The organism is Marinobacter sp. EVN1 (assembly GCF_000475375.1).
Lineage (GTDB): Bacteria > Pseudomonadota > Gammaproteobacteria > Pseudomonadales > Oleiphilaceae > Marinobacter > Marinobacter nauticus.
The window spans coordinates 181238-207854 of record NZ_AXCB01000005.1; the positions used below are offsets into that span (position 1 = coordinate 181238).

Genomic DNA, 26617 nt, shown 5'->3' on the forward strand with positions numbered 1-26617 from the left:
GGGGCTCACTTTACTATCACCAATCTCAAAGACTAAGATGACTCTTGTTGCTATATTATCATCATTTTATTGATAATAATCCGCATAACTCCGATCAGGACACCGCCATGGACCGTATTGAAGCCATGCGCACCTTCGTGATGGTGGTTAACGAAGGCAGCTTCACCCGAGCCGCTGACCGCCTGGACACCTCGCCGCAACTGGTCAGCAAATACGTGTCTCAACTGGAGACGCACCTGGGCGTTCGGTTGCTGAACCGCACCACGCGCAGGCTCCACCTGACCGAAGCAGGCAGGCAATATTACCCGCGGGCCCAGCAGGTGCTCAGCGATATTGATGATCTGGAAAATCAGCTCGGCGACCTGCAAACCGAGGCCCAGGGCCTGCTGCGCATCAGTGCCCCGGTTTCTTTCGCCATTCGCCACATGCCGGCCCTGCTGACCGAGTTTCAGCGAATGCACCCCGCCGTGGGCATTGATCTGCAACTCAATGACCGGAAAGTCGACATAGTGGAGGAAGGCTTCGACATCGCGCTGCGCATCGGCCGCCTGCAAAGCTCTTCCCTGATCGCCAAGCGGGTGGCGCCGGTGCGGCTGGTGCTGTGTGCCTCTCCAGCTTATCTGGCACGATACGGCACCCCCGGCAAACCGGAAGACCTCCGGGACCATCAGTACCTGCGCTACAGCTACATGGACCCGGATTCCAACCATCCCCCGCAGAAGTGGCTCCAGGACAACCGCAGTGACAACCTGCAGGGAATGGTCAGCAACAACGGCGACGTGCTTGTCGAGGCAGCCATTGCCGGGGCCGGGATTGCCCTGCAACCGACCTTTATCGCGGGCCCCGCCATTCAGGAAGGCAAGTTAACGATCGTCCTGCCGGAACATGAACCGGAGCCGCTGGGGCTATACGCCGTCTACGCTCACCGCCAGTTACTGGCAAGCAAGGTCCGCAGCTTCATCGACTTTATCGACGGTTATTTTGGTGATCCGCCCTACTGGGACAGGTTTGATTAGTCGTGCTCAGGCATACGGTCAACATCAATCCTTCAAAGCTCTCTGCTTCCATAGATAAAAGAGCACAGGAATCACCAGCAACGCCAGAATAACGGCAGATATCATTCCGCCAACCATCGGTGCCGCAATGCGCCCCATTACTTCCGAGCCGGTGCCGGTACCCACCATGATGGGCACCAGCCCCCCGATAATGGCTGCCGCGGTCATCATGATCGGCCTTACTCGCAAACCGGCACCGTGGAGCACCGAATGGCGAAGGGTTTCGCGCCTCGGAGTCAGGCCCTTCTCCTCGCAGGTTTCCAGCATGGCGGCATAGGACTGGTTCAGGTACACCAGCATGATCACGCCGATTTCCACGGCTACACCCGCCAGTGCAATGAACCCGACCCCTACAGCCACAGAGAAGTTGTAACCCAGCAGATACATCAGCCAGATGGCACCGATCATGGCAAAGGGCAGCGTACCCATGATGATCCCGACCTCCGCGAAACGCCGGAAGTTCAGGAACAGCAATATCACAATGATCGCCAGTGTTAGGGGCACCACATAGGTGAGCTTTTCCTTGGCTCGCAGCATGTACTCGTACTGCCCGGACCAGGTCACCGAATAGCCCGCGGGCAGGTCAAGCGATTCGTTCACGGTGGCCATGGCCTGTTCGACGTAGCTACCGACATCAACCCCCTCAATATCGACAAAGGTCCAGCCGTTCAGCCGGGCGTTCTCACTCTTGATTGCCGGCGGACCGTCCTCCACACGGATATCAGCCACATCCGCCAGCGCAATCCGCTGGCCAGAGGCGGTCACAATCGGTAATTGCTCCAGCTTTTCCGGGGAATCCCGGTAATCCTCGGGGTAACGAAGATTCACGGGGTAGCGCTCAAGCCCTTCGATAGTCCGGGAAACATTGATACCGCCAATTGCCGATGCCACCACCTGCTGAACATCTGCAATGTTCAGTCCGTAGCGCGCGGCGCGCTCGCGATCGATATCGACCTTGATGTAGCGGCCCCCGGCGACCCGCTCGGAGTAAACCGACGCTGTGCCAGGTATGTCCACCATGATTTCCTCAAGGCGTTTGCCAATACCCTGAATGGTAGCCAGGTCCGGCCCCGCCACCTTGATGCCGACCGGCGTCTTGATTCCCGTTGCCAGCATGTCGATGCGGGTGATGATCGGCATCACCCAGGCATTGGTCAGGCCGGGGAACCGAATCAGGTTGTTAAGTTCCTGCTTAAGTTTTTCCGTGGTCATGCCTTCCCGCCATTCATCCCTTGGCTGGAGCTGGATAAAGGTCTCGATCATCGTCAACGGCGCCGGATCGGTTGCGGTATCGGCCCGGCCCACTTTACCGAAGACAGTTTCAACCTCGGGTACCGTGGCGATCAGCTTGTCGGTCTGCTGCAGCAGCTCCCGCGCCTTACCGATCGAGATGCCCGGATAGGTGGTGGGCATGTACATCAGATCGCCTTCATCCAGCGGCGGAATGAATTCACTGCCGATTCGGGTGGCAGGCCAGACACCAACAACCAAAGCCAGAACTGCCGCCAGCACAGTTGTTTTCGGGAAGCGAAGTACCAGCTTCAGAACCGGCATATAGGCACTGACCAGCAAACGGTTCACCGGATTCTTGTGCTCCGGCAGCACTTTGCCCCGGATGAAATACCCCATGAGCACCGGCACCAGGGTCACCGCCAGAGCCGCGCTGGCTGCCATGGCATAGGTCTTGGTAAAGGCCAGGGGCGCAAACATCCGGCCTTCCTGTGCTTCCAGTGCGAAAACGGGCACAAAACTGACGGTAATGATCAGCAGGGAGAAAAACAGGGCAGGCCCGACCTCGGAAGCGGATCGGGTTACCACTTCCCACCGGTTTTCCGGCGTTAACGGCGTCCGCTCCATGTGTTTGTGCATGTTCTCGATCATAACAATGGCACCATCGATCATCGCCCCGATCGCAATGGCAATACCGCCCAGTGACATGATGTTGGCGTTGATGCCCTGCCAGTGCATGACAATAAAGGCCGCCAGGATGCCCACCGGCAGGCTGAGAATCGCGACCAGCGAAGACCGCACGTGGAACAGGAAGACAATGCACACCAGACCCACCACCAGGAACTCTTCCAGCAGCTTGAAACCCAGGTTATTGACGGCCCGTTCGATCAGACCGGAGCGATCATAGACCGTTACCACCTCAACCCCCTCGGGCAGGCTGGATTTGAGGTCCTTTAGTTTGTCCTTGACGCCATTGATGGTCGCCTGGGCGTTCTCACCGAAGCGCATGACCACCACTCCGCCAACGGTCTCGCCCTCACCGTTCAGCTCAGCAACGCCGCGGCGCATCTGGGGGCCAACCTCAACAGTCGCCACGTCTTTAAGCAAAAGGGGCGTGCCATTGTCGTCCAGCCCCAGAGGGATCGAGAGCAGATCATCACGGGACTGGATGTAACCTGAGGTGCGCACCATGTATTCCGCTTCAGCCATCTCGATCACGGACGCACCCACTTCCTGATTACCCCGTTTTATGGCGTTCTGGATATGGGCCAGCGGGATCCCCAGGGCGCGGAGTTTTTCCGGGCTGACCTTGACCTGATACTGTTTCACCATGCCGCCCAGGGCGGCCACCTCAGACACACCGGGCACCGTTTGCAGCTCGTATTTGAGGAACCAGTCCTGCAGACTGCGTAGTTCGCTCAGGTCGTGATTTCCGGTGCGATCCACCAGGGCATAGAGATACACCCAGCCCACGCCAGTGGCATCGGGCCCAAGCTGGGGACGAGCCGAGTCCGGCAGGCTGGGCGCCACCTGGGAGAGATACTCCAGCACCCGCGAGCGCGCCCAGTACATGTCGGTGTCTTCATCGAAGATCACGTAGACGTAGGAATCCCCGAAGAACGAGTATCCCCTGACCGTTTTCGCACCTGGTACCGAGAGCATGGCAGTGGTCATCGGGTAGGTCACCTGATCTTCCACCACCTGCGGGGCCTGCCCCGGAAAGCCGGTTTTGATAATAACCTGGACATCCGACAGATCCGGTAAGGCATCCACCGGCGTTTGTTTCAGGGAATACAGGCCGAGCCCCGTGATCAGCAACGTGGCCAGCAACACCAAGAAGCGGTTACCAACCGACCAGCGAATAATGGCTGCAATCATCACTCGCCTCCGCCATGGTTCATGGTGCTGTGATCCATGGTGTCGTGCTCCACGGCATCCTGATTCATCGCGCCATGATTCATAGCACCGTGATCCATGCCTTCGTGATTCATGCCGCCGTCATCCCGGGTCTGAGGTGCAGACATACGCCGGAAATCAGAGCTTTTGCTGGATTCTGAATCGATCAGGAACTGGGCCGATGTAACGACAGTATCACCAGGCATCAGGCCATCGAGTATTTCCGCATACTTTTCCCCCACGCGCCCAACGCTGACGTTTACCGACTTGAAAGCTCCCTCCTCCAGGGCCAGAACGAGGCGATCACTCTGGCCGGTGCGGATAACCGACTCCCGGGGCACCAGAAACTGCCGTTTTCCCCGCTCGCCCTGGACCTCCAGCCGGGCAAACATGCCCGGCATCAGGGCACCATCCTCGTTATCAAACCGCATCCGGACCCGGGCCGTCCGGGTTTTGGGATTCACTTCCGGATAGACGTAATCCACACTGCCACGCCACTCACGGCCGGGCATGTAATCCAGGGTCATCTGCACCCGGTTGCCTGCCTCCACAGCCGAAAGCTGGCTTTCAAACACTTCACCGATCAGCCAGACTTCATCGAGCGCAGCGATCGACAGAACCCGGTCTCCCGGTTTGATGAACATACCCTCGCGCACATTCAGGTTCTCAATCACACCCGAGCGGGGCGCGTAAACCGTCATCGTCCTCTGAATGTCCCGGCTCTGGCGTAACCGGCTGATCAGACTGGCCGGCACATTCAGCGCCGCCAGCCGCTCTGTAGCAGCCTCCACCAGTTTCTGGTTGCCACGGTTCATCGCCAACAGCAGCTCCTCCTGGGCATTCACCAGGGTGGGCGAATATAAGGTGTACAGCGGCTTGCCCTGTTCAACAGGCTCTCCCTCGGCTTTGACAAACAGCGTTTCAATCCAGCCATCAACCCGGGGATGAACGTGAACCATCTGGTCTTCATCGTAGGCCACATAGCCCACAGTGGTGATGTTATTGGGCAGCCGCCCCTGAATCACCGGCTCCGTGCGAACCCCCAGATTATTGACAACCGTCGGTGAGATACGGACCGTGCCCGCCGTATCGTCTGCCGATCCGCCGTCGTCATACACCGGAATCAGATCCATACCCATGGGTGATTTTCCCGGTTTGTCACTTTTGAAATTGGGGTCCATGGGAGCGACCCAGTACAGCGGTTTTTTTGAATCGGAGCTGGCCTGTTCTGCAGAAGAAAGCGCGTGGGTGTCCGATGCAAACCAATAGGTGGCTACCGCACCGGCGAGACCGCCGAGCAACACAAAGCCCAGAGGGCGAACAAAGTTAGCCATGATGATCAGTCCTGATAACGGGTCATTGAAAAGGTAGGGATCTCGGAAGATTCAGCCGTCAGGTAGCGGAAGTTCGCCATATTCCCGGCCCGCTCGGCTTTCATCTGAATCAGTTCAACCTGGGCATTGAGCTCGGCAATTCGCGCGCGCACTGCCTCGGCGAAGTCGCCGTCGTCGTTGTTGTAGGCCGTCAGTGCCGCACTTGCCTGCGCTTCCATTTGTGGCAGAAGGGTCTTTTCATACAGCGCTATGCGCTCATCCAGGCGCTGAATTCTGACAACGGCAGCCCTGGCTTTGGCGCGAAGCCCACGGAGCTGCAGGATACGCTCGGTTTTCGCCGCCTCCAGTCGAGCCACAGACGCGTTGAGTTTTCGGTCCTGACGGTTGCCGGTGAAAAGGGGCAGATCAAAGCCAATTCCCACCGAAAACAGGTCGGCCCGGTCCTCGCCGTTCGGAGCCCGGTCACGATATCCGTATTGTGCCGATATCGACCATTCCGGTTTGTAGGACTGGCGGGCCAGATCAACGTCCACATTCTGGGCTTCAATCAACTGATCGGTGGCGCGCACCGCGGGATGTCGGATCAGTGAATCAGTCGCGGTTTCAGCCCAGGCAGAAGGGAGTTCTCCCAGCAGTTCGCGGGGGACATGGTCGGTGACGGCCAGCTGTGCCTGATCCAGGCCAATCCACTCGGCCAACGCTTCCCGATTCGATGCCTGTTGCACCTGCAGTGCTGTCAGACGGTCCTCAAGCCTCGTCAGCTCCAGCGAAGCCCGGATAACATCCTGCTGCCTGGCCCCCATGGAGGCAGAGGTGTAGCCCGCCTCAGCAACATCTTCCAATTGCTCAAACAAGCCTCTGTTGCTTTCAATCAACCGGATACTCTGCTCGGAGCGCCAGACCTCCAGCCAGAGCTGCGTTACCGTCTGTTCAACCTGTGCCCGACGATTCGCGCGCCGGAACGGCTGAACTGCGGCCATTTCCGCCTTCTTCGCGCTTGCCAGCTGACGGCTGTTGCCACGTGGAACTCGCTGGGTAAGACCGACGGTAGCCTGAGTCATGGCCTCCTGGCCCGTATCAAAAGTATCTGTGGGCAGATTCGCGGCGCCGAGGGTCATTCTCGGATCCGGCAGGGCGCCATCGGCAATCGACTCCTCCAGAAGGGCATCCTGAATCTGGACACTCTGGCGAAGCCAGGGATCCTCCTCAGTAGCAACATCAATGACGTCAGATAACTCAAGCCTGGGCTCGGCGAAACCGGGCAGACCGGTAAGAATCAAAGCACCTAGAACAACGGGCTTTACGAGGTGGGGAAGAAAGGACAACGGGACATCTCCATTAATTGTTTTCCTCCCGCGATCTTATTTTATTTATCTGAAACCAAACTGAATAACTGAAAAAAACTCAGAACTTGACTTTAATCAATACCGGGCAAATCAATTAAAAAATGTTTATTTAAATAGCATTATTATTTCAGGATAAATTCAGGAATCAATGCTTTCATAAACTCACCAACTAACCGGGAGGTGTATTTATGAAACACATGATCGCTTTAATCGCAGCATTCACTATTTCCACATCTGTCTTTGCAGGCAACATGTCAAACGAAAAAGACATGAAGAGCGTGCATGGTAAAATCATAAATAGTTCATCGCTTGAAGACATACTTAAGAATCAAGACATGCAACGTCTGCACAGAGAAATGACACGCTACTCCATGTCAGAGTCGGGTTTTGAAGCTCGCAAAGAAATGATGAGCAAAGAAGGGCGTGCCTACCACGAGGCGCTGGAAAAAAAGCGAAAAAACACCGCAGGGTGACCCTGCGGAAAAACTTACTAGTGGAGACGCAAACTCTTGCTGGCTCGATTTCTTGAGCCAGCCAACACCGAGCTCACGAGCAAGTAAATCATAGAAAACTGAAACGTAACTGAATCATCAGATAATTTTAAATTACAGGATCTTGTTATGAATAAATCAATCTTTGCAGCTTCAATAACTCTGTTTTTTTCTACTATAGCGACGGCTAATACTGGCTTGGCAGACAGGATAAATGAAGCTCGCAGTTATCCTGAAATAACTGGAAGCAGCGTTACCCATGCCACATCACCTGGTGGCAATAATCCGGGTATGATGGGAGAAAACATGAAAGGCATGATCAGTCCGGATATGAAAAAGATGATGACGATGATGTCGTCTATGTCCAAGCGCGAGTTGAGTATGATGCATGAGGCTCACATACAGATGATCAGGGAACGGGCCAACGCGCGCCACTCGGATCACCACAGTCGGGATCAGTAAGCGGTATTATCAACGGCCTCAGAGCCCTATCTCTGAGGCCGATCACCTATTTACTGTTGAGGCCCGAGCTTGGTCACCCGTAGCCGCAGCGCATTCACGATCACGCTGACCGAGGACAGGGACATGGCCGCCGCTGCAAAAATCGGCGAAAGCAATATGCCGAAAAATGGATACAGAACACCTGCTGCAATGGGCACGCCTGCAGAGTTGTAGACGAAGGCGAAGAACAGGTTCTGCCGGATGTTGCGCATGGTCGCCAGCGACAAACGGCGAGCTTCCACAATACCCATCAAGTCGCCGCGAAGCAGGGTAATGCCAGCACTTTCAATGGCAACATCGGTGCCAGTGCCCATGGCGACACCCACATCCGCCGTCGCCAGTGCAGGCGCGTCGTTCACGCCGTCGCCTGCCATCACGACAACACGGCCTTCGTCCTTCAGGCGTTGAACAATCTTGCCCTTGTCTTCCGGCAGCACTTCCGCTTCCACTTCGTCGATGTGCAGCTTGCGGGCAACAGCCGCTGCTGACGTGCGGTTATCGCCGGTCAGCATGACTACCCGTATGCCGTCCTTCTGCAGGGCGGAAATGGCGGCTTCGGTGGTTTCCTTGACCGGATCGGCTATCGCGAGCAAGCCTGCGACGTTGCCGTCGACGGCCGCAAAAATCACAGTAGCGCCGTCTTTCCGGAGCTGGTCGGCTTCGCCGTCATATTTTGCGGTGTCGACATTCTCGGACTCCATCAGGAGGCGATTGCCGAGCAGCACCCGCTTGCCATCGATTCCACCGGTGACCCCTTTTCCGTTAGGCGAATCAAAGTCCTCTGCATCCGGCAGCTCCAGATCCAGGCTCTTGGCTTTATCGAGAATGGCGTGGGCCAATGGATGCTCGCTGCCCTTTTCCAGACCGCCGGCATAGCGCATCAGATCGTTGTCACTGAATCCGTTTGCCGCGACAAGTCGGGTGACTTGCGGCTTGCCCTCTGTCAGCGTGCCGGTTTTATCCACCACCACGGTGTCCACCTTTTCCATGCGCTCCAGCGCTTCGGCATCCCGTATCAGGACCCCACTCTGGGCACCACGCCCAACGCCAACCATAATTGACATGGGTGTTGCCAGGCCCAGTGCGCAGGGGCAGGCAATGATCAAAACGCTAACGGCAGCAATCAGGCCGAAGGCCATGGGCGGCGTGGGGCCAAAAACAGACCAAGCGATAAAGGCGATGATCGCAATCACGATGACGGCCGGCACGAAATAAGCAGCAACCTTGTCTGCGAGACCCTGAATCGGCGCCCGGCTGCGTTGCGCGCTGGCCACCATCTGAACGATCTGCGAGAGCATGGTATCGCGGCCAACCTTGTCGGCGCGCATGATGAAACTGCCCTGCTGGTTAATACTGCCGCCGATCACCTGGTCGCCGGATTTCTTGCTGACGGCCAACGGCTCACCGGTCACCATGGACTCATCCACGTTGGAACTGCCTTCGAGCACTTCGCCATCCAACGGCACCTTGTCACCTGGGCGCACCCGCAGACGGTCACCCACCTTGACCTGATCCAGCGACACATCGGATTCGCTGCCATCGTCATCCAACTTCCTGGCTGTGGCAGGCGCCAGATCCAACAAAGCCTTGATGGCGCCGGAGGTTTTCTCCCGGGCCCGCAATTCCAAAACCTGGCCCAGCAATACCAGCACAACAATGACGGCCGCCGCCTCGAAATACACCGCCACCGAGCCGTCTTCCTGCCGAAAGGCACCCGGGAATATCTGTGGCGCCAATGTCGCCACCAGGCTGTAGATCAGTGCCACGCCGGTGCCAATGGCGATAAGAGTAAACATGTTCAGGTTACGGCTAACCACGGATTTCCAGCCCCGGACGAAGAAGGGCCAACCGCACCAGAGCACCACTGGCGTCGCCAGTACCAACTGAATCCAGTTGGACATCTGAGGTGCAACAATATGATCAAGCCCGGTCAGGTGCCCGCCCATTTCCAGGAGAAAGACCGGTAACGTCAGTACCAGGCCAATCCAGAAGCGGCGAGTCATGTCCCTGAGTTCTTCCGAAGGCCCGTCATCCAGGCTCACCTGCTCGGGCTCCAGGGCCATTCCACAGATGGGACAGTCCCCCGGCCCTTGCTGGCGAATCTCCGGATGCATGGGGCAGGTGTACATGGTGCCCGGCGCTACCGGATCTTGCTGCTTCTTTTCGTCACCGAGATACTGCTCCGGATTCTCCTCAAACCTGGTCTGGCAACGTGACGAGCAGAAATACCAGGTGTTGCCCCCGAGCCGGCTACGATGCTCTGCAGTATGCGGATCCACTGCCATACCGCAGACCGGGTCCTTGGCGGTATGCTCGCCAGCTTCTTTAGCAGTGTGATGATCGTGGTGATGGGCGTGATGATGCTCAGCCATTCCGATCTCCTCCTTTATCGGCGGGCCAGTCTGCAAATGCAATGAAATACAGCAGAACCAGATTGACGATAGGGATCAGTATCAGCACACCCATCCAGCCCGGATACCCCGTGCGCTGACAAATACGCCAGGCCGGAATGACGACCACAATGGCGATCACCAGCATCCAGAGCCAGTGGCCCGCCCACATCGTGTTCCCAAACATGTTGTCTTCCATCATGGTAATGGCCTCTCTTCCTGATTCTGGTTAATGGTGGTGATGCGCGTGAGTCTGTTCCTGTTTCGCTTGCGCAGATTCCGGTGATTTTTTCAGGAAGACCTGTTCGGACACTGCAATCACAAGCATTGTGACCACTGCCACGCCAATGACGAACGGGTCCGTACTCAGCTTCACCCAGACAAAACCGCCCAGAGCCAAAAGATCCAACAAAATAGCGGTGGCCGGCACCCAGCGGTTGGCCTTGATGTCCTGCCGCAGATAGCGCAACACGCCCCAGTGAATGGCAATGTCCATGATCAGGTAAAACACGATACCCAACGCAGCTATTCGTGACAGATCAAAGAATGCAGTGAGAACCAGACCCAGAACCACGGTATATACCAAGGTGTGTTTCTGGATGCTGCCGGGCATACCGAAATGCCGGTGAGGGACCAGTTTCATTTCTGTCAGCATGGCCAACATGCGGGACACCGCAAAGACGCTGGCCAGAATCCCGCCCGCCGTGGCCATCATGGCAATGGCGACGGTAAACCAGACACCGTACTCGCCCAGGGCCGGGCGTGCGGCTGCAGCGAGCGAGTAATCCTGTGTTTCGATAATCTCGGCAAGAGACAGATTACTGGCTACGGCAAACCCGACCAGCGTATAGATCATCACGCAGGCAGCAATGGAAATAACGATGGCACGCCCCACATTCCTCTTCGGATCGGTCACTTCCGAGCCGCTGTTGGTAATTGTAGTGAACCCCTTGAATGCCAGGATCCCCAATGCAGTTGCGCCGAGAAAGTTACCCGGGGTTCCGGCTTCACCGGGCTCTGAAAAATCCACCGAGATTGTGTCGGCAATCCAGACCCCGACCAGACCGAAGATCAGGATGCCACCGATTTTCAGTACGCCGATAAAGGACGCGACACCCTGAATCATCCGATTGCCCATCAGGTTGATCAGAAAAGCCACCAGAATGAGGCCAACGCCAAGAATGGACACCATGCGGCCACTGTCATCGCCACCAAACAATTGCATGGTGTAGGAGCCAAAGGTGCGAGCCAGGAAGCTCTGGGCAATCACCATCGAGAAATACATCAGGAGGGCGTTGAAGGCTGTCGGCAGCCGATTGCCGTAGGCCTTGTGCAAGTACATGCCAATACCGCCGGCGGAGGGGTAGGCATTGGAAATCTTGATGTAGGAATAGGCGCTGAAGCTCACAATCAATGCCGCAGCAAGAAAGGCCAGCGGGAAAAGCACGCCGGTCATCTGCGCCATCTGCCCGGTCAGTGCAAAAATACCGGCACCAATCATGACGCCGGTACCCAGCATGACCGTCCCAGGTAGAGTGAGACTGCCTTCCTGATAGCGAGTGGTCCGGTCTTCCTCCCTGCTCATTGAACCTCCTGTTATTTTTTCATGGGTGGAATCTTGGAACAGCAGAACGGCTCATGCTTGGCATTTGCCCGCACGTTATCGTCGGTAAACCGGTACCAGGCCAGCTTGCGCCGGGCCCACCATCCGGATTTCAATCGGCCACCGTAGTCCTGGATCAGTTCCAGTAGTTCATCGACGGTCCAGTGGCTTCCGTCGTAGGCCACCTGTAACAGGCCATTTTTCTTACGTTCCGCGAAATCAACACAAGGGTGGTGGTTAAGATCGTGAATGAGATCCTCCCACCGGGTTTCTTCAAGCCCCTCGATAGCCACTTTCCGGCGCAACAAAAATTGCTCCTGATTGGTTGCTTTGTGTGCTTTGGTCATCAGTGACATCTCCCCTTCAGGTCGTTTCACCTCCCAGCAGAACACGTAAAACTGAACTCTTACTGAAAAAACAGCGGGCTTTAGCAAGATTTAAGTTGCATCAAATACCGCACTAAAAAGGCCATGAGTTGTCCCATGGCCCATCAACATCAGAAAGCGATCCGGGCGCCGATCACGGCAAACCAGTCTTCCGTGCTTCCAGCAGCGGTCTCAGCCAGATCAGCGGTATCACCGTATTTTCGCTCATGCACCACACCGAAATAGGGTGAGACGGCGCGGTCAATAAGGTCATAGCTCAGCCGCAGGCCTGTTTCCGTAGAAACCAGTCCTTTGCCGATACCGATTTCCTCGTCCTCGCTGAATGCCACGGTTGCATCCAGTGTTGCTGTCAGAATCCAGTGGTTGGTGAACAGCAGTTCGTACTCTGCATCCAGCGCGGCCGAGGTATCCCCCTCTTTGCTTACATACAGGCTGGCATCGATCTCGAACCACTGCGGCGCCAGTCCAGTCACACCGAAAACAGCGTAGGTGCGGTCCGGGCCCTCCGGCGTATCGAAACGAACACCCGCTTTGGCATCAAAGAACCTGGAAACGGGGATCTGACCTACCAGCTGATGTTCCAGCGTTTCATAGGCCTGCTCCTCAATCTCGTATTCGCCCGCCGAGAGCAGCCGCACTCTGAAATCATCTGTACCGTAGAAGGCATCGGCGTTCCAGACGCCCAGCTCCTCATCGTCATCACCGTATCGGTATTCAAGTTCTTCAAACTGAATACCCCAGGTTGTCAGCGGTTGCTTGCGGCCAGAGGTATCCGCAATCATTGCCTGTGCCGCAGCCATCGCCGGCAATACAAGGAAGACCAACAAACTGACGGCACCAGAGAATCGCACCAGACTCATGCCTCACCTCCATCTTCAGCCATCACCTCTGTTTTCGCCTGCTGCGAATCTGGGCCCCCCTCGACGATGACTTTTCGGAACATACCGGCAGCTGCGTGATAGGACAGATGGCAGTGGAATGCCCACTGGCCCGGTTCATCGACCTCCGTTTCCATATACACCGTGGTACCCGGGTTCACGTTAATGGTGTGTTTGATCGGGTTCCACTGACCGGCGCCAACGTCAAGAATCGACCACATGCCGTGCAGATGCATGGGGTGCGTCATCATGGTTTCATTGACGAACTTGAACCGGACGCGCTCACCGTATTTGAGACGAATCGGATCAGCCTCTTCATACTTAACGCCATTAATGCTCCAGCTGTAACGTTCCATATTGCCGGTCAGGCGAAGCTCGATTTCCCGGGTCGGTTCACGCTCGTCGTATAACGGATTCTGCGCCCTGAGATCGGCATAGGAGAGGAACTTACCGCCATTGGCCGCGGTCGGCACAAGGCCACTGCCCCTGGCGTAGAACGGATCTTGTTGAGCCTGGTTATCCATCATCATGGAGCCATGATCCATGCCAGACATGCCTGAGTGATCCATCCCCGCCATCGACGAGTGGTCCATGCCGGCCATATCGTCCGAGCTGCCCATATCCATGTTTCCATGATCCATGCCATGCATATTCCCCATATCCGCCATGGTCAGGCGGGCAGGTTCTCGCAGTGGCGGCACGGCCGCTTCCATTCCCGCTTCAGGAGCCAGTGTTGCCCGGGCGTATCCGGAACGCCCCATGGATTCGGCGAAGATGGTGTAGGCCTGTTCATCTCTCGGGCGCACGATCACGTCATAGGTTTCCGCGACGCCGATGCGGAATTCGTCCACCGTCACCGGTTGCACGTTATTGCCATCCGCCTGCACCACCGTCATATCCAGGCCCGGAATCCGGACATCGAAATAGGTCATGGCGGAGGAATTGATGAACCGCAGCCGAATGCGTTCACCCGGCTCAAACAACCCCGTCCAGTTCTGCTCCGGGCCTTTGCCATTAATCAGGCCCGTAAACCCCTGGAGATCCTCTACATCCGCTTTCATCATGCGCATATCACCCCAGGCCAGGCGATCCCGGACGGTGTTCCAGAACCCCTGTTCGGAGCTATCGGAGAAAAACTCACCAACGGTCTGCTGTTTCCGGTTGTAGTAGTCCGGCATCATTTTCAGGTTGCGCATGATTCGATCGCCGGAATGCGGGTGCTTGTCCGTTAGTTGGACCACGTATTCCCGGTCGTACCGGAAGGGTTCCCGGCCTTCAGGTTCGATCACGATCGCACCGTAGGCGCCATCCGGCTCCTGAAAGCCGGAGTGGCTGTGAAACCAGTAGGTCCCAGCCTGCTGAATGGGAAACTCGTAGGTAAAGGTCTCACCCGGTTTGATACCCGGGAAACTGATACCTGGCACGCCATCCTGTTGATAGGGCAGGATAAGCCCGTGCCAGTGGATGGAGGTCATTTCATCAAGGTTATTCGTCACATTGATCCGGACAGTCTCACCTTCCTTGAATCTCAGTACCGGCCCGGGAGACTTGCCGTTGTAGCCGATGCCCTGCTTTACAAAATCACCGGCATCTATCTCTACGCGATCAACCGTCAGGTCGTACTCGCCAGCCAACGCCAGTGCGGGCATCAGCAGGCACAGCACTACTGCACCCAAGCGAATGTTCATGTGTTTTACTCCAAACGCACTTTATCGGGGCTGACAGGAGGGTGTAGCGTCAGCCCATAACGTCATGGTTAAAGCCATCTACCGGCTTATTCGAAATTCACGTCACCGTACATGCCAGACTGGTAGTGCCCTGGTACGTTACATGCGAATTCGATATTGCCCTGATTGGCAAACGTCCAGACCACTTCCCGGCTCTGGCCCGGCTCCAGCAGGACGCTGTTGGGATCGTCATGTTTCATCGAGTGGCCGTTGCCCATGTCCATGTTCATCATGTCATGATTCAACTTGTTACCCTGGATCACGCCATGCTCGACCATCATTCTCATTTCTTTCTGGTGGGCCTCATGCATACCCGGAGTCCCGATGTTGAACTCGTGCACAAGATTGCCCTTGTTCTGCACCACAAACCGAACGGTTTCGCCCGGCTTCACACGGATTTCTTCGGGTTCGTAGTAGTTGTCGTGCATTTCAACCGTTATGGTCCGGCTGGCTTCTGAGGCTTTTCCCGGTTCGCCAATGGAAGCACCATGGCCGTGACCACCGCCATGGGTGCCAGCCGCAAACGCCGATACCGACATCGAAAAAGCCAGGCCGGCCACAATCAGGTTTGATGCATTCATCCGTTTGTCTCCTGTGGAATAATGGTTTTGAGAACACGGCTGATTCGTACCGAATCTTGAGCAATGTCCAGAATCAGTCGACACTTTCTCTCACCAACCTGAATTCTTTCTGAAAAACGGGCACTTTCTTGCGTTCAGGCACAATTCAGGTTGATCGACGACACTGGCGGCTGAAACAAGCACCGTTAAGGACGGATACATGCGTTTATTGCTCGTTGAAGACGACCGTTTGCTGGCCGAGGGGCTGGTCAGACAGCTGGAGAAAGCGGGGTTTAGCATCGACCACACGTCCAGTGCCCGTGAGGCCCAGATTCTGGGGGAGCAGGAGGATTATCGTGCCGCTGTTCTCGATCTCGGCCTGCCGGATGGCAACGGGCTGGAGGTTTTGAAACGATGGCGATCGAAGCTCGTCGAGTGCCCGGTATTGGTCCTCACCGCCAGAGGCGACTGGCAGGACAAGGTCAATGGACTGAAAGCAGGGGCGGATGACTATCTGGCCAAACCGTTCCAGACAGAAGAACTGATCGCCCGCATCAATGCACTCATACGCCGCAGCGAAGGGCGAGTGCACTCCCAGGTTAAAGCCGGTGGCTTCGAACTGGACGAAAATCGCCAGAGCCTGCGGACAGAAGAAGGAGCAGAACACGCCCTGACGGGTACTGAGTTCCGCCTGCTACGATGCCTGATGAGCCGTCCGGGCCACATCTTTTCCAAGGAACAGCTCATGGAGCAGCTATACAACCTGGATGAGAGCCCCAGCGAAAACGTGATTGAGGCGTATATTCGGCGCTTGAGAAAGCTGGTCGGCAACGAAACGATCACCACACGCCGTGGCCAGGGATACATGTTCAATGCCCAACGTTAAAAGGCCAGCATCCGTCAAAGGCATGCTGCTGGTGTTATTGCTGCCCGCCGGCATCGCTCTGATGGGCGTAGCCTGGTTTGTCCACGGCCTGCTGCTGGATCGAATGTCCCGGGAATTCCTTGAAAGCCGCCTTAAAGACGAAGCTGCCTTTCTGGAGCACCAGATTCGCGAGGTCAGAGGTCAAGTCGAAACCCTGCAGACCGGTGATTACTTCCAGGACGTCTTCCATCATGCCTTCGCCATACGCACGCCCGATCGAACCATCATATCGCCAAAGGCCTGGGAACCCTTGCTGGCACCACTGATCAACCATAAGCAGAATGGCACGCTTCGTCTTGAAGGCCGTCAGGCGCCGGACAGTCCGTCCGATATCCTGGCATACCGTCACTCTTTTCAGGTGAACGGGTCACCGATCGTCGTGGTTGTATCCGAGGATCTGGAGGCCCTGAAACGCAGTCAGGCTGAGCTGCACGCCTGGACAGCCGTGGTGTCGGTGCTGTTGATCGCACTTCTGGTTGCCGTCATCTGGTTTGGCATCACGCTCTCGCTGCGGCCGGTGGTGACACTGAAAGCGGCGTTAAAACGATTGCAGGATGGAGAGATTTCCCGGATCAATGCACCATCACCCGAAGAATTTCAACCGCTCGTGATGCAGCTAAACCAGTTGCTTGACTCCCTCGACAAGCGACTGGTGCGTTCCCGGGATGCGCTCGCAAATCTGTCACACAGTGTCAAAACGCCCATCGCAGCCGTCCGGCAGATACTGGAGGATATGGATCGCCCATTGCCAAGTGATCTAAGAATCCAAATGGCCGCCCGTCTCAGTGACATCGACAGACAATTGGAAGCGGAAATGCGCCGCAGTCGCTTTGCCGGGCCCCAGGTCGGGAAAAGCGCTTATCCCGTCAAACAGGCGCGGGATCTTTTGTGGATGCTGGGGCGGCTGTATCCGGAAAAATCCTTCGAACTATCAAGCTCACTGCCGGAAGACACCCGCTGGCCGATAGAGGAGCATGACTTGAATGAAGTGCTAGGCAACCTGCTCGATAATGCCGGCAAATGGTCGTCGCGGTGCGTAGAACTCTCGCTGAAACAAGACAACAACAGCAGACAGATCGTTGTTTCTGATGATGGTCCTGGAGTCAATGGCGACGACTTGTCCAGTCTGGGTCAACGAGGGCTGCGACTTGACGAGCAGACCCCTGGCCACGGTCTGGGCCTCGCGATTGTCCGGGAGATCGTCGCTCGCTATGAGGGCAACATAAGCTTTTCGACGGGGCCCGGCAGCGGCTTGCGCGTAACCATCGAGTTTTAAGGGACTCTCGCCTGTGTGCGGGTATTGGTCTGGAGCGGGCGATGGGAATCGAATCTTTGTTTTAAATCAGACAGTTAAACCTGGAAACCTAGTTCGTCATACAAACTACCATACAAGCTTTGCCAGCCTACATTTTCTGTTATTTTTTGTAACAAAACCAACTGGTCTACTCAAATTAGGAGCGGATGTCATGATTTGGCCCTCTTCGGGGTGAGGGCCTGCAAGCAAAGCGAACACTCAAAACTCATTCAGATCAACTCGAATACTTGGCTCTCCACTTCGCTCTGTAACAACGGCAACCAACTCATGATCATCCAGCCTGTCGAGCATCGCCTCGTATACTGCAGCAGGAACACAGTAAAAGATGGGCTCATTCCGATTCAAAACAGCAATTGGAAATCCCGCCCCTGAATCCAGTGCCGCCATAGGATTCTTTTTCAGCTCCGAGATGCTTACAGTAGCCTCAGTGAAGGTTTGTCTGGCCATGTGAACGCCTCAATATAAAGATCTATTAACAGGCCTGAGCTCCCGAGGGCAGCATGGCTCCCTATAAGCCATCGGGGACTCCAGCGCCTAGCGCTACCTTGTATTTAGCTTAGCTCCATGAGTAGCTTTGGTCGCAAAGCGAACATTCATGTTGGGCGATCACGGCCTTCAGAAGGGGCGCCAGTTTGCTAGCGACTGCTGGCTGCCAGCCCCAGCGCACCCGGAATCTGGGCAGCAAGCAAGCCTGCATAGTTGCACCGAAGACGACTGATCCAAGCTAATTTAGTGTTGGTGGCCCCGAATGCGACTCTGTGGCCATAGGCGGCCCTGCCAGACCACACCAAAGGCGAACCTCAGTTCATCGTCTGCCAGGGTTTCGTCCTGAATGACTTCTGCCCGAAAGGCGACATCTGGTCGCCACTGGTAACGCCAAACCGCGGTGTATCGCATCGGGTCATGGCCCGATGCATTGGCCAACCCGGAGTCCTCGGCCAAAACGGGGGCCGCGGAACCGGTCAGATGATTGTCCGTGGTCAGCATTTCCCCTCGCAGACCAAGGGTGTGCCGGCGCCACGAAACCGACGGCTGCAACCAGCCCCCCTGTTGATCGGCATCCAGACGGGCTTGCCGGCCGACGGCATCATGCACCGTTCCGTCCATCGCAAAGTGCATCCATTCCCCTTCCAACCCCATTACCCAGTCAGTCGAAAGCCGGTACTCCAGGCCAGCGTGGATGCCATAGACATCCACGTCGCCGGTGAATCGTGTGTCGGGGAATGCCTCGGCCGTTGCCCCAGGCGGCGCCACGGGGGTGTGGGTATGTCCTCCGCCATAGCGGTGGTCGGCCCTCGCGATGGCATCCGCCTGGTAGTACCAACCACCCAGGGTTATGCTGGTCGGGCCTGCGCTCCAGGCATGCCTGGCAAACACATCCCAGGCACCATCACCGTCAGTGTTGGCGGGAAACGCCTTACCGCGCCAGTACTCGGCGCCAGCCGACCAGCCCGCCGTTTCATGCCACCACAGGCGCACCCCCTCATCGTGAAAATCCCGCCCGAAAAACACGTCGTTCACGAGCGGCGATTCGCTCGTCAGACGGTCGCCGGCGTGGGCCGCCAACGAGGGCGAAAAGGCCGAGCTCATCCGCCCCACCTCCAGCACCCAGGGCCCCGGCTCCTCGCAGCATTGGAATCCGAGGTAGGCGTGCTGGACTTCGGCGCTGTCACCGTGTCCATCACCGCCGCCATGTGTCCCTACCTCAATCACGGCGAATGTCCGCTCATTGATTCTGGCACCAAGACCCAACAAGGCTTCGTCAACCGCCACGCCCTTTTCGTAGGGCCAGGCATGGCCGCCCATGAGCGCGCCCGGTATCTGCCAGTAGTCGTTCTGTTCCACAATGTCGTCTGATCGCCAGGTCGCCACAACGCTGGCCGAAAGCTCAACCGGGCCATCGCCGGGTATATAGTGGCCAAACGTTGGCATAGCCATGCCAAGCCCAGTCAAAAGCATAAATGTTTTTCGAATCATGGTGTTTCCTGACCGGTACTGTTCCAGGGATTGCTGAAGCGGGGATTGGTGATGAAGGATTCGTCAGTGAGCGACTCAAGGAAAGCAACGACGTCGTCGATTTCCTGCTCGCTGATTGCAAATGAGGTGATGAATCCATCCTTAAACGGATTCATTCGGCCATCACCGGGGTTGGGGCCTGTGGTCAGCACCCGTCCGCCAGCGGCGTAGTTACGGATGACACCCTCAAGGGTCTCCACGGAGCCATCGTGATTGTAGGGCGCCGTCAGGGCGATGTTGCGCAGCGTTGGGGCCCGGAATTGCCCCATGTGATCGGGATCACCTGTCACCTCATGGCGGCCGGTATTGGGTTCCGGGTAGCCGCCCATTCCATCCACGTTGTAAAGCCCGGTGTTGTGGAACATCAACTGATTGAACGTGGTCAGCCGGTCCACGGTGGCATCGGAGAAATTATAACCGGCGTGACAGTGGAAGCACTCCAGACGCTCGCTGTTGAACAGGCGCTCGCCCCGCTGTGCGGACGCGGAGAGTTCCCCCCGGTCGAACTTCGAGTCAAATGACACCAGACCACGCACGAACGAGGCGAGCGCCTTCACAACGTTGTCCCATGCGAGATCGCCAAACAGCGGGTCGTTTTGCTCTGGAAAGGCCGCCTGGAATAGCGGCCCGTAGGTCGGATCTGCCTGCAGGCTCCGTAGCACCTGTTCCGAATTCGCTTCATTCAGGCCATGCTCCACTGGATCATCGCCAAAGAGCGGCAGTAGAATCTGGCGCTCGATGGTTCCGAGGCTCGGGTTGCCCCAGGTCACCGTGGATGCCCAGGCAACATTCACGAGCGGCTGGCTGTTACGCGGATGCTGCTCACCCGTGGCACCAAACGGTCGCGCCACGCCATCACTAAAAGCCTTGTCTTGCTGATGGCAGCCAGCGCAGCTGACCGTACCATTGGTCGAAAGCCTGCGATCATAAAACAGATGTCTACCAAGCTGGAACTTGGCCTCTGTCATCGGATTGTCTTCCGGCTCCTTCGGCAGGGGGATGGATTCCGGCAAGTCCCAGTCAAATGAGGACACCCGCGCACCCTGGTCATCCACCGTGGTGGAACTGGACTCCAGGCAACCGGACAGGAGCGCCGACACGCACAGCAGAAGCGCGGGCCAGACAGGCCCCGCGCGAAGCTTCTTAACAAACATACTGATTAGCGCTCGACAATCGAGAACACCATAGCGTTGGGGTTACCGCCGGTGTTTGGCTCGCCACCCCACGGCAGGGCAAGGCGCTCGAAGACGGCATCGCACTCAGGGTCTCCTGGAAAAGACATGCAACCTGGTGCACCACCCTCGTCCAGACCAAGGTTTGATCCTGACACCAGGGCGGCGTAGTCGATCTGGATCGCCAGATCCTCGGGATCCAACCCACCGACTGGCAGCGTTACCTGAAGCCGGTTTTCATTGGCACAGGTCTCCGGCTCAGCGCCCTGTTCGAGTTCAGACGGTGTTACTTCGCAGCCGGTACTTCCGATGTGAAGATTCCAACGGCTGGCGCCGACCGGCAATACATCAGCCGCCAGGAATTTATAACCGTTCTGCCAGTTCCAGGTCATACCAGCGGCCTGTCCCGGACTGCGAAGCGGCTCCTCGGCACTGGTGGGGTTTGCGTGATTGAGATCGAACGGTACGCCGAGAGTGAATTGCACAGACTGGATCGTGACAGCAGGATCCAGCGTAACGGTGCCCTGAACGGCATCTTTAAAACCGGGATTGTCGTCAGTACCGGCGGTGCAAACATCCACCAGATCACCGTTGTCATTTACATCGGCCTTGTCGCGGAAGTCCAGTAGCGCGACGTTGCTATTCTGGCCTTCGGCGGAAGCATCGAGAGAAACAGGGATCACCTCGCCCTGATCGGTAACCAGCGCCAGGTCATGAATGAAGAAGCGGAAATCAGCGAAGCTGACGTCAGTACCCGAGGTGCCAAGGCCGGAAAAGGTGGTGCCGCAGCTCACCGGCTCTGTGCCGACAACGGCCTTGAAGGGAAGGCTTAGCTGGGTTTCAGCAGACTGCTGATTCGTGTCTGAAGAGGAGGAAGACCCACCACAACCCGCCAGAGCGAGAAGCCCAGAAACTACTCCCAGACCAACGCATTTATTCATAACATTCTCCGTGTTATTACGATTATTATTTCGTTCAGAGAAGTATGAGAGAGGGTTTGCCAGAAAAGTATGTGGCACAGTGTCGCACCCTATCAGCCGCGCCTACTACCAGCAGACAATCTGCGGCTAATAGGAAGGGATCCAAGCTGAAGGACGTGCTCCAAAGCCGCAGAGCACCAAATACCAGAGCAAAGCTATGCCCAGGGTCATGATCACGATGGCTGGCCCGACCGACACATCGAAGGCAACAGAGATGTCGATCGCCGTCAGGTGGCCGGCGATGGCAGAGCAGGCTGCGCGGAGTGTTTCAGGGAGAGAGAAACGTGTGGACATGAGCGGCCGTGAATGTTCGCTTTTGTTTAGCTCGGCTCGGTCGCAAAGTGAACATTCAGGCAGGTCTACCAATACCTTCCCATGAAGAAATGCAGACTCTTTTCTTAGTATGAACTGCATCGGCGACACAGTCGTGTGCTGGGAGCACTTGGTGGACCTGAATCAGTCCATCAATCGTTCAAAAGAAACTCTTGGGTGAAGTCCACAACCCTCCATCCCGATCGTTCATGCCTGATCCGAAGAATCGAGAAATCGATAGCCTACCCCCGGCTCGGTTTGGATATAGCGTTGTTCCGTGGGGTCATCACCGAGCTTCTGCCTCAATCTCCCAATTAGAATTCGCAGATAATGCGTGTCCGTCGTGTGAGTAGGCCCCCAAATATCCTTGAGCAACTGCGATTGTGTGACGATCTTTCCAGATGCAAGCAGCAAGACCTTCAGCACGGCAAACTCCTTCGGCGTGAGCCTGACAGGCTCACCGCTGACCGTGACTTTGTGCATAGCCAGGTCAATATTTAGTTCGCCGTTCTCGAATATCGCTGAGGTTTCAGGGGCAGCTGAGCTCTTTCCTTTCTGTTGGAGACGCAACTGGGTTCGAACTCGTGCAAGCAGCTCATCAACGCCAAACGGCTTCGTAACGTAGTCGTTCGCGCCGAGATCCAGGGCTTTTACTTTTTCCAGTTCTCGATCCCGCACCGAGAGAATGATAACGGGAGCTGATGACCATTCCCGTAAGCCTGAGAGCACCTCCGAGCCATCCATATCCGGAAGCCCCAGATCTAGGATCACGAGATCCGGTGAATGCCTCGCGCAAAGCCCAAGACCGGCCTCACCATTCTCCGCTTCAAGCAGCTCATACCCTTCCGTTTTCAGACTGATCCGCAGGAAGTGCCGTATTTGCGGTTCGTCATCAATAATCAGGATACAGGGCGTTTCCCGGTTCTGTGCTGAGGCAGTCATTCACTGGCTTCCCGATTAGACTCTTGTTCAGGGGATTCTATCAGGGGCAACGCTATTTCGATGGTGGCCCCGATACCATTTGGGCCAGCCAAAGCCTGAATCCGGCCACCGTGAGCCGCGACCATACCGTGACAGATCGCCAGTCCCAGTCCGCTACCGTGAGGGCCCCGGTCTCCTTCACCGCCGGTGAAGAACATATCGAAAACCTGGCCACGCTGGTCTTCCGGTATGCCTGGCCCCTCGTCTGAGATCGCAATGATCAATTCATCGCCTTTCCGTTGAGCCCGGATGGACAGGGTTGAGTCGTCGGGCGCGAACTTCGCGGCATTTTCCAGCACGTTGACCAGGGCCTGCTCAATAAGGGCTGGATGCACAAAAAGCAACGGTAAGCTCTCTTCCACATCCCGCTCAACTCGGACTTTCGACATCAGGTTCCTAGTGCGCCTGAGCGCCGAGGACAGGATGTCGGTGAACGCGATCCAGTCCCTCTCGATCTTGAGTGTGCCATGGCCCAGCTTCGTCATGTCCAGCAGGTTTCGGATGTAGCGATCCAGGCGCTCGCCCTCACCGAGCACTGAATCCAGAAGGCTATCGCGATCCTCATCTGAGAGCCGGCCGAACATCGATTTCAGCGTGCTGGCAGAGCCAATCATGGAGGATAACGGTGTTCTCAAGTCATGGGAGATGGAAGAGAGCAGCGCGGAGCGAAGGCGCTCAGTTTCCTCTGCCACCCGTGATGCTGACAGATTGGCGGCCAGGCGGGTACGGAACCATGCCAATCCCAGTTGATGAACGTAAACATTGATGGCCAGGCCCCGGTAATACTCCGGGGTCATATCGCCGACTCGAATACCTAGTACGCCGTAGATTTCACCATCGGCCTCAATAGGTTCAAAGCGCCACGGAAGGCTGTTCAGAGTGTCGGAAAACGCACCGCTGGGTTTGGCGTTACGGATGCCCCAGTCGATTGCAGAGCGCGCCGCTTCATTGAGTGAGTGAGACGGGCCGCCCTGAACCACCACTTCGATTACATCATTTTCAGGGCTCCGTTGGGCAATAATCAAAGGAAGCTTGAGTTGGGCATAGAGAGCCTCGACCGCTTCAGTCTGGACGGAGGTGATGTCGGGCGCTGACGCTAGCCGACGGGTAAACTGCAGATGAGCGTCAGTGAGATCGTTCGAGGCGCGAAGCATCTGGACCTGGTCGCGCAATCGGCCGGCAAGGTTGCCTCCCGTGACTGCGATAATCAGAAAGAACACCACCGTCAGCAGCTCATCCGTATCTGCCATCTGAAAGGTAAGCCGAGGATCCGTGAAGAAAAAGTTGTAGGTCAGAAAGCTCAGAGCCGCGGCAAACAGGGCTGGACGAATCCCGGTTCGGGAGGCCACCCAGAGCACGGATGTCAGAAAGATCAGGGACAGGTTACCCAGCGGAAGAACGTTCTGCAGTCCCATGGCGATTGCGGTTGCGGCACCCACACTGCCGACGGCCCAGGCATAGTCGCTATATCTCACCGGACGGCCGGCGGCTTCAGTAAGCCGACGCCGTTGTTTTCTGGGCACGGGTATAAAGGTGACTTCAAAGGCCTCAGCGTCTTTCAGCAGTGCGCGGCTGGTGGATTTTCGGAAGTGCCACCAGCGATTGTGGGAGCGGCCGAGAATCAGGGTTGTGACGTTCTGCTCTCTCGCGAAGGCCAGGATTTCTCCGGCCACGTCGTATCCGCGAAGCGTTCTGACCTCTGCGCCCAGGCGGGTGGCCAAGTCGAACACTTTTTCCAGCCGTTGGCGTTCATCGGCGCCTGCTCGGCCATTGTCCACAGTGGCGACGGTCCAGGGTGCTTTCCGGCGCTCGGCGAGCCGCCGTGCGGCTCGAACCAGGGATTCACCCTGACCAGAGCCGTCCACCGCAACCAGCATTCGCGATCGAATGTGCCAGGGGCCTTCGATCCCACGGGACTGCATTGTCTCCCGAACGTCGGAATCCAGCCGTTCGGCGATGGCCTGAACGGCAAGTTCCCGCAGTGCAGACAGATTGGAGGGTGAGAAATAGCCGTCCATGGCGGCACGGGCTTGCTCGGGAACATAGACCTTACCCTGTCGCAGACGCTCCAGGAGTTCCGAGGGGGTAAGATCGACAAGTACGATGTCCCGGGCCCGTTCCAGGACCGAATCCGGCACGGTTTCCCGCATTCGCACACCGGTGATGCTGGCCACCACGTCCGAGAGGCTTTCCAGGTGTTGGATGTTAACAGCCGTCCAGACGGTAATGCCCTGATCCAGCAGTTCTTCAATATCCTGGTAACGCCGTGGGTGCCGAGTGCCCGGAATATTGCGGTGGGCAAGTTCGTCCACCAACAGGACATCCGGTCTGCGTTTCAGGGCGGCATCGACATCAAACTCCCGGAATTGCTTGCCGGCGTATTCGACTTCTTTTGCGGAGAGCTGTTCGAGGCCCTCACACAATGAGAGCGTATCGGCTCGACCATGCGTTTCCGCGACACCCACAACAACGTCCACACCCTGGCGCTTGAGTTCGTGGGCGGCTTGCAGCATCTGGTAGGTCTTGCCCACGCCCGGAGCGGCACCCAGAAAGATTTTTAGCCCCCCGGCGGACTCACGCTCCTGAGTTTTCAGGAGCGCGTCCGGGTTGGGGCGATTCGGATCGCCTTGATTCAATCGTTCAACTCCTTGCCATCCAGTGCCAGGTTAATTTTCAGAACGTTGACTCGCGGCTGGCCAAAGATCCCCAGGGTAGGCCCCTCCGTGTGCTCCGCAATCAGTTCATTGACTTGGGCAACCGGAATATCACGGGCCTTCGCCACACGCTCGGCCTGTATCATAGCCGATTCCGGCGAAATGTGAGGGTCTATGCCGGAACCCGAGGCCGCCAACAAGTCCGCAGGGATGGACGTCGGAGCGATATCCTCTCGCTCGGCAATGGCCGCGGAATCCTCCGCAACCCGGACCCTAAGATCCGGATTGCTGGCCGCGTAGTTCGAGCCGCCAACGGAGAAAGGATCGTAACTGGCCGCGGAAGGCCGCCCGTGGAAGTACTCGGGTGCGACGAACCGCTGCCCCACCAGTTCTGATCCGACGATCTTGTCGTCCACGATGATCATGCTCCCTAATGCCTGATGGGGAAACATGACTTTTCCGGCCGTTGTAACCAACAGGGGATACAGTCCGCCACACAGCAGGATCAGGACGACGGCCGCGCGCACCGCAGAGAGCCAGGAAGCGGACCGGGTGACGGCCCCAGTGTTTGAATCAGTCATCATGTCAGTCTCCTCAGATAACCACGGTGAGCATCAGATCCAGGGCCTTGATGGCCGCGAACGGCAGCAACAGGCCACCCAATCCGAAGATCAGAAGGTTGCGGCGCAACAGCTGTGTGGCGGTTGCCGGTTTGAATTGCACGCCTTTGAGGGCGAAGGGGATCAACGCCGGGATAATCAGCGCATTAAAGATGGTTGCGGCCAACACCGCGCTCATCGGGTTTTCAAGATCAAGTACGTTCAGGGCATCCAGGGCCGGCAGACTGGTGACAAACAGCGCTGGC

Annotated in this window: 22 protein-coding genes and 1 pseudogene; 5 read left to right on the top strand and 18 right to left on the bottom strand. The window is 56.9% G+C overall.

What is annotated here, in order from left to right; all coding sequences use genetic code 11:
- Positions 1 to 107 precede the first annotated feature (107 nt).
- A complete protein-coding gene (locus tag Q674_RS22950; protein ID WP_023007849.1) occupies positions 108 to 1016 on the top strand; it encodes a LysR family transcriptional regulator in 909 nt (302 codons plus the stop codon).
- Positions 1017 to 1040: 24 nt separating this feature from the next.
- On the opposite strand, the gene Q674_RS22955 is transcribed toward Q674_RS22950, so the two are convergent.
- Genes Q674_RS22955 through Q674_RS22965 form a run of 3 tightly spaced genes read right to left on the bottom strand, consistent with a single transcriptional unit; the run spans position 1041 to position 6840 of the window.
- Positions 1041 to 4163 (bottom strand): efflux RND transporter permease subunit, encoded by a 3123-nt coding sequence (locus Q674_RS22955; protein ID WP_023007850.1) that lies wholly within the window; start codon positions 4161 to 4163, stop codon positions 1041 to 1043.
- Entirely contained in the window at positions 4163 to 5515 is a 1353-nt protein-coding gene (locus Q674_RS22960; protein WP_023007851.1) for an efflux RND transporter periplasmic adaptor subunit, read from the bottom strand. The genes Q674_RS22955 and Q674_RS22960 overlap by 1 nt, the downstream gene beginning before the upstream one ends.
- Before the next feature lie 5 nt (positions 5516 to 5520).
- Entirely contained in the window at positions 5521 to 6840 is a 1320-nt protein-coding gene (locus tag Q674_RS22965; RefSeq protein ID WP_023007852.1) for a TolC family protein, read from the bottom strand.
- A 209-nt stretch (positions 6841 to 7049) separates the two neighbouring features.
- Here Q674_RS22965 and Q674_RS22970 point away from each other — a divergent pair, with 209 nt between their 5' ends.
- Together Q674_RS22970 and Q674_RS22975 are read left to right on the top strand one after the other, a co-directional pair.
- Positions 7050 to 7334 (top strand): hypothetical protein, encoded by a 285-nt coding sequence (locus tag Q674_RS22970; RefSeq protein ID WP_023007853.1) that lies wholly within the window; start codon positions 7050 to 7052, stop codon positions 7332 to 7334.
- 147 nt (positions 7335 to 7481) lie between these two features.
- Positions 7482 to 7814 carry a hypothetical protein gene (locus tag Q674_RS22975; RefSeq protein ID WP_023007854.1) on the top strand — a complete coding sequence of 111 codons (333 nt, stop codon included), beginning with the start codon at positions 7482 to 7484 and terminating at the stop codon, positions 7812 to 7814.
- 50 nt (positions 7815 to 7864) lie between these two features.
- Here the strand turns inward: Q674_RS22975 and Q674_RS22980 are convergent, their stop codons facing one another.
- The 7 genes from Q674_RS22980 to Q674_RS23010 form a co-directional block, all read right to left on the bottom strand.
- A complete protein-coding gene (locus Q674_RS22980; RefSeq protein WP_023007855.1) occupies positions 7865 to 10225 on the bottom strand; it encodes a heavy metal translocating P-type ATPase in 2361 nt (786 codons plus the stop codon).
- Positions 10218 to 10445 (bottom strand): hypothetical protein, encoded by a 228-nt coding sequence (locus tag Q674_RS22985; RefSeq protein WP_011783710.1) that lies wholly within the window; start codon positions 10443 to 10445, stop codon positions 10218 to 10220. Before Q674_RS22985 ends, Q674_RS22980 begins: the two co-directional genes overlap by 8 nt.
- 27 nt (positions 10446 to 10472) lie before the next feature.
- Entirely contained in the window at positions 10473 to 11828 is a 1356-nt protein-coding gene (locus tag Q674_RS22990) for an APC family permease (RefSeq protein WP_023007856.1), read from the bottom strand.
- Between the two features lie 11 nt (positions 11829 to 11839).
- Positions 11840 to 12193, bottom strand: coding sequence for a hypothetical protein (locus Q674_RS22995; protein ID WP_031209638.1), 354 nt, complete (start codon positions 12191 to 12193; stop codon positions 11840 to 11842).
- Positions 12194 to 12342: 149 nt separating this feature from the next.
- The gene (locus tag Q674_RS23000; protein ID WP_023007858.1) at positions 12343 to 13092 is read right to left on the bottom strand and encodes a copper resistance protein B; all 750 of its coding nucleotides are present in this window, start codon (positions 13090 to 13092) and stop codon (positions 12343 to 12345) included.
- A complete protein-coding gene (locus Q674_RS23005) occupies positions 13089 to 14798 on the bottom strand; it encodes a copper resistance system multicopper oxidase (RefSeq protein WP_023007859.1) in 1710 nt (569 codons plus the stop codon). The genes Q674_RS23000 and Q674_RS23005 overlap by 4 nt, the downstream gene beginning before the upstream one ends.
- 86 nt (positions 14799 to 14884) lie before the next feature.
- Positions 14885 to 15418: a cupredoxin domain-containing protein gene (locus tag Q674_RS23010; RefSeq protein ID WP_011783705.1), complete on the bottom strand. Its 534-nt coding sequence runs from the start codon at positions 15416 to 15418 to the stop codon at positions 14885 to 14887.
- Positions 15419 to 15617: 199 nt separating this feature from the next.
- On the opposite strand from Q674_RS23010, the gene Q674_RS23015 reads away from it, so the two are divergent.
- Complete coding sequence (locus Q674_RS23015; protein ID WP_011783704.1) at positions 15618 to 16283, top strand: response regulator transcription factor; 666 nt, start codon at positions 15618 to 15620, stop codon at positions 16281 to 16283.
- Positions 16270 to 17598 (top strand): ATP-binding protein, encoded by a 1329-nt coding sequence (locus Q674_RS23020; protein WP_023007860.1) that lies wholly within the window; start codon positions 16270 to 16272, stop codon positions 17596 to 17598. The genes Q674_RS23015 and Q674_RS23020 overlap by 14 nt, the downstream gene beginning before the upstream one ends.
- 237 nt (positions 17599 to 17835) lie before the next feature.
- On the opposite strand, the gene Q674_RS23025 is transcribed toward Q674_RS23020, so the two are convergent.
- The 8 genes and pseudogenes from Q674_RS23025 to Q674_RS0120510 form a co-directional block, all read right to left on the bottom strand.
- Positions 17836 to 18084, bottom strand: a complete 249-nt coding sequence (locus Q674_RS23025; protein ID WP_023007861.1) for a type II toxin-antitoxin system Phd/YefM family antitoxin — start codon at positions 18082 to 18084, stop codon at positions 17836 to 17838.
- 282 nt (positions 18085 to 18366) lie between these two features.
- The gene (locus Q674_RS23030; RefSeq protein ID WP_023007862.1) at positions 18367 to 19614 is read right to left on the bottom strand and encodes a hypothetical protein; all 1248 of its coding nucleotides are present in this window, start codon (positions 19612 to 19614) and stop codon (positions 18367 to 18369) included.
- Positions 19611 to 20807 (bottom strand): methanobactin export MATE transporter MbnM, encoded by a 1197-nt coding sequence (locus Q674_RS23035; RefSeq protein WP_023007863.1) that lies wholly within the window; start codon positions 20805 to 20807, stop codon positions 19611 to 19613. The genes Q674_RS23030 and Q674_RS23035 overlap by 4 nt, the downstream gene beginning before the upstream one ends.
- Before the next feature lie 5 nt (positions 20808 to 20812).
- A complete protein-coding gene (locus Q674_RS23040) occupies positions 20813 to 21766 on the bottom strand; it encodes an MbnP family copper-binding protein (protein WP_023007864.1) in 954 nt (317 codons plus the stop codon).
- Between the two features lie 558 nt (positions 21767 to 22324).
- Positions 22325 to 23059 (bottom strand): response regulator, encoded by a 735-nt coding sequence (locus tag Q674_RS23045; protein ID WP_023007865.1) that lies wholly within the window; start codon positions 23057 to 23059, stop codon positions 22325 to 22327.
- Entirely contained in the window at positions 23056 to 25734 is a 2679-nt protein-coding gene (locus Q674_RS23050) for a sensor histidine kinase (protein ID WP_023007866.1), read from the bottom strand. The genes Q674_RS23045 and Q674_RS23050 overlap by 4 nt, the downstream gene beginning before the upstream one ends.
- Positions 25731 to 26336 (bottom strand): potassium-transporting ATPase subunit KdpC, encoded by a 606-nt coding sequence (gene kdpC / locus Q674_RS23055; RefSeq protein ID WP_022992334.1) that lies wholly within the window; start codon positions 26334 to 26336, stop codon positions 25731 to 25733. The genes Q674_RS23050 and kdpC overlap by 4 nt, the downstream gene beginning before the upstream one ends.
- A 10-nt stretch (positions 26337 to 26346) precedes the next feature.
- Positions 26347 to 26617 (bottom strand): annotated as a pseudogene (locus Q674_RS0120510) (potassium-transporting ATPase subunit B); the annotation flags it as partial.

Coding starts and splice junctions, on each gene's coding strand:
- Q674_RS22950 (WP_023007849.1), top strand. CDS start 108: ATGGACCGTATTGAAGCCATGCGCACCTTCGTGATGGTGGTTAACGAA.
- Q674_RS22955 (WP_023007850.1), bottom strand. CDS start 4,163: ATGATTGCAGCCATTATTCGCTGGTCGGTTGGTAACCGCTTCTTGGTG.
- Q674_RS22960 (WP_023007851.1), bottom strand. CDS start 5,515: ATGGCTAACTTTGTTCGCCCTCTGGGCTTTGTGTTGCTCGGCGGTCTC.
- Q674_RS22970 (WP_023007853.1), top strand. CDS start 7,050: ATGAAACACATGATCGCTTTAATCGCAGCATTCACTATTTCCACATCT.
- Q674_RS22975 (WP_023007854.1), top strand. CDS start 7,482: ATGAATAAATCAATCTTTGCAGCTTCAATAACTCTGTTTTTTTCTACT.
- Q674_RS22980 (WP_023007855.1), bottom strand. CDS start 10,225: ATGGCTGAGCATCATCACGCCCATCACCACGATCATCACACTGCTAAA.
- Q674_RS22985 (WP_011783710.1), bottom strand. CDS start 10,445: ATGATGGAAGACAACATGTTTGGGAACACGATGTGGGCGGGCCACTGG.
- Q674_RS22990 (WP_023007856.1), bottom strand. CDS start 11,828: ATGAGCAGGGAGGAAGACCGGACCACTCGCTATCAGGAAGGCAGTCTC.
- Q674_RS22995 (WP_031209638.1), bottom strand. CDS start 12,193: ATGACCAAAGCACACAAAGCAACCAATCAGGAGCAATTTTTGTTGCGC.
- Q674_RS23000 (WP_023007858.1), bottom strand. CDS start 13,092: ATGAGTCTGGTGCGATTCTCTGGTGCCGTCAGTTTGTTGGTCTTCCTT.
- Q674_RS23005 (WP_023007859.1), bottom strand. CDS start 14,798: ATGAACATTCGCTTGGGTGCAGTAGTGCTGTGCCTGCTGATGCCCGCA.
- Q674_RS23010 (WP_011783705.1), bottom strand. CDS start 15,418: ATGAATGCATCAAACCTGATTGTGGCCGGCCTGGCTTTTTCGATGTCG.
- Q674_RS23015 (WP_011783704.1), top strand. CDS start 15,618: ATGCGTTTATTGCTCGTTGAAGACGACCGTTTGCTGGCCGAGGGGCTG.
- Q674_RS23020 (WP_023007860.1), top strand. CDS start 16,270: ATGCCCAACGTTAAAAGGCCAGCATCCGTCAAAGGCATGCTGCTGGTG.
- Q674_RS23025 (WP_023007861.1), bottom strand. CDS start 18,084: ATGGCCAGACAAACCTTCACTGAGGCTACTGTAAGCATCTCGGAGCTG.
- Q674_RS23030 (WP_023007862.1), bottom strand. CDS start 19,614: ATGATTCGAAAAACATTTATGCTTTTGACTGGGCTTGGCATGGCTATG.
- Q674_RS23035 (WP_023007863.1), bottom strand. CDS start 20,807: ATGTTTGTTAAGAAGCTTCGCGCGGGGCCTGTCTGGCCCGCGCTTCTG.
- Q674_RS23040 (WP_023007864.1), bottom strand. CDS start 21,766: ATGAATAAATGCGTTGGTCTGGGAGTAGTTTCTGGGCTTCTCGCTCTG.
- Q674_RS23045 (WP_023007865.1), bottom strand. CDS start 23,059: ATGACTGCCTCAGCACAGAACCGGGAAACGCCCTGTATCCTGATTATT.
- kdpC (WP_022992334.1), bottom strand. CDS start 26,336: ATGATGACTGATTCAAACACTGGGGCCGTCACCCGGTCCGCTTCCTGG.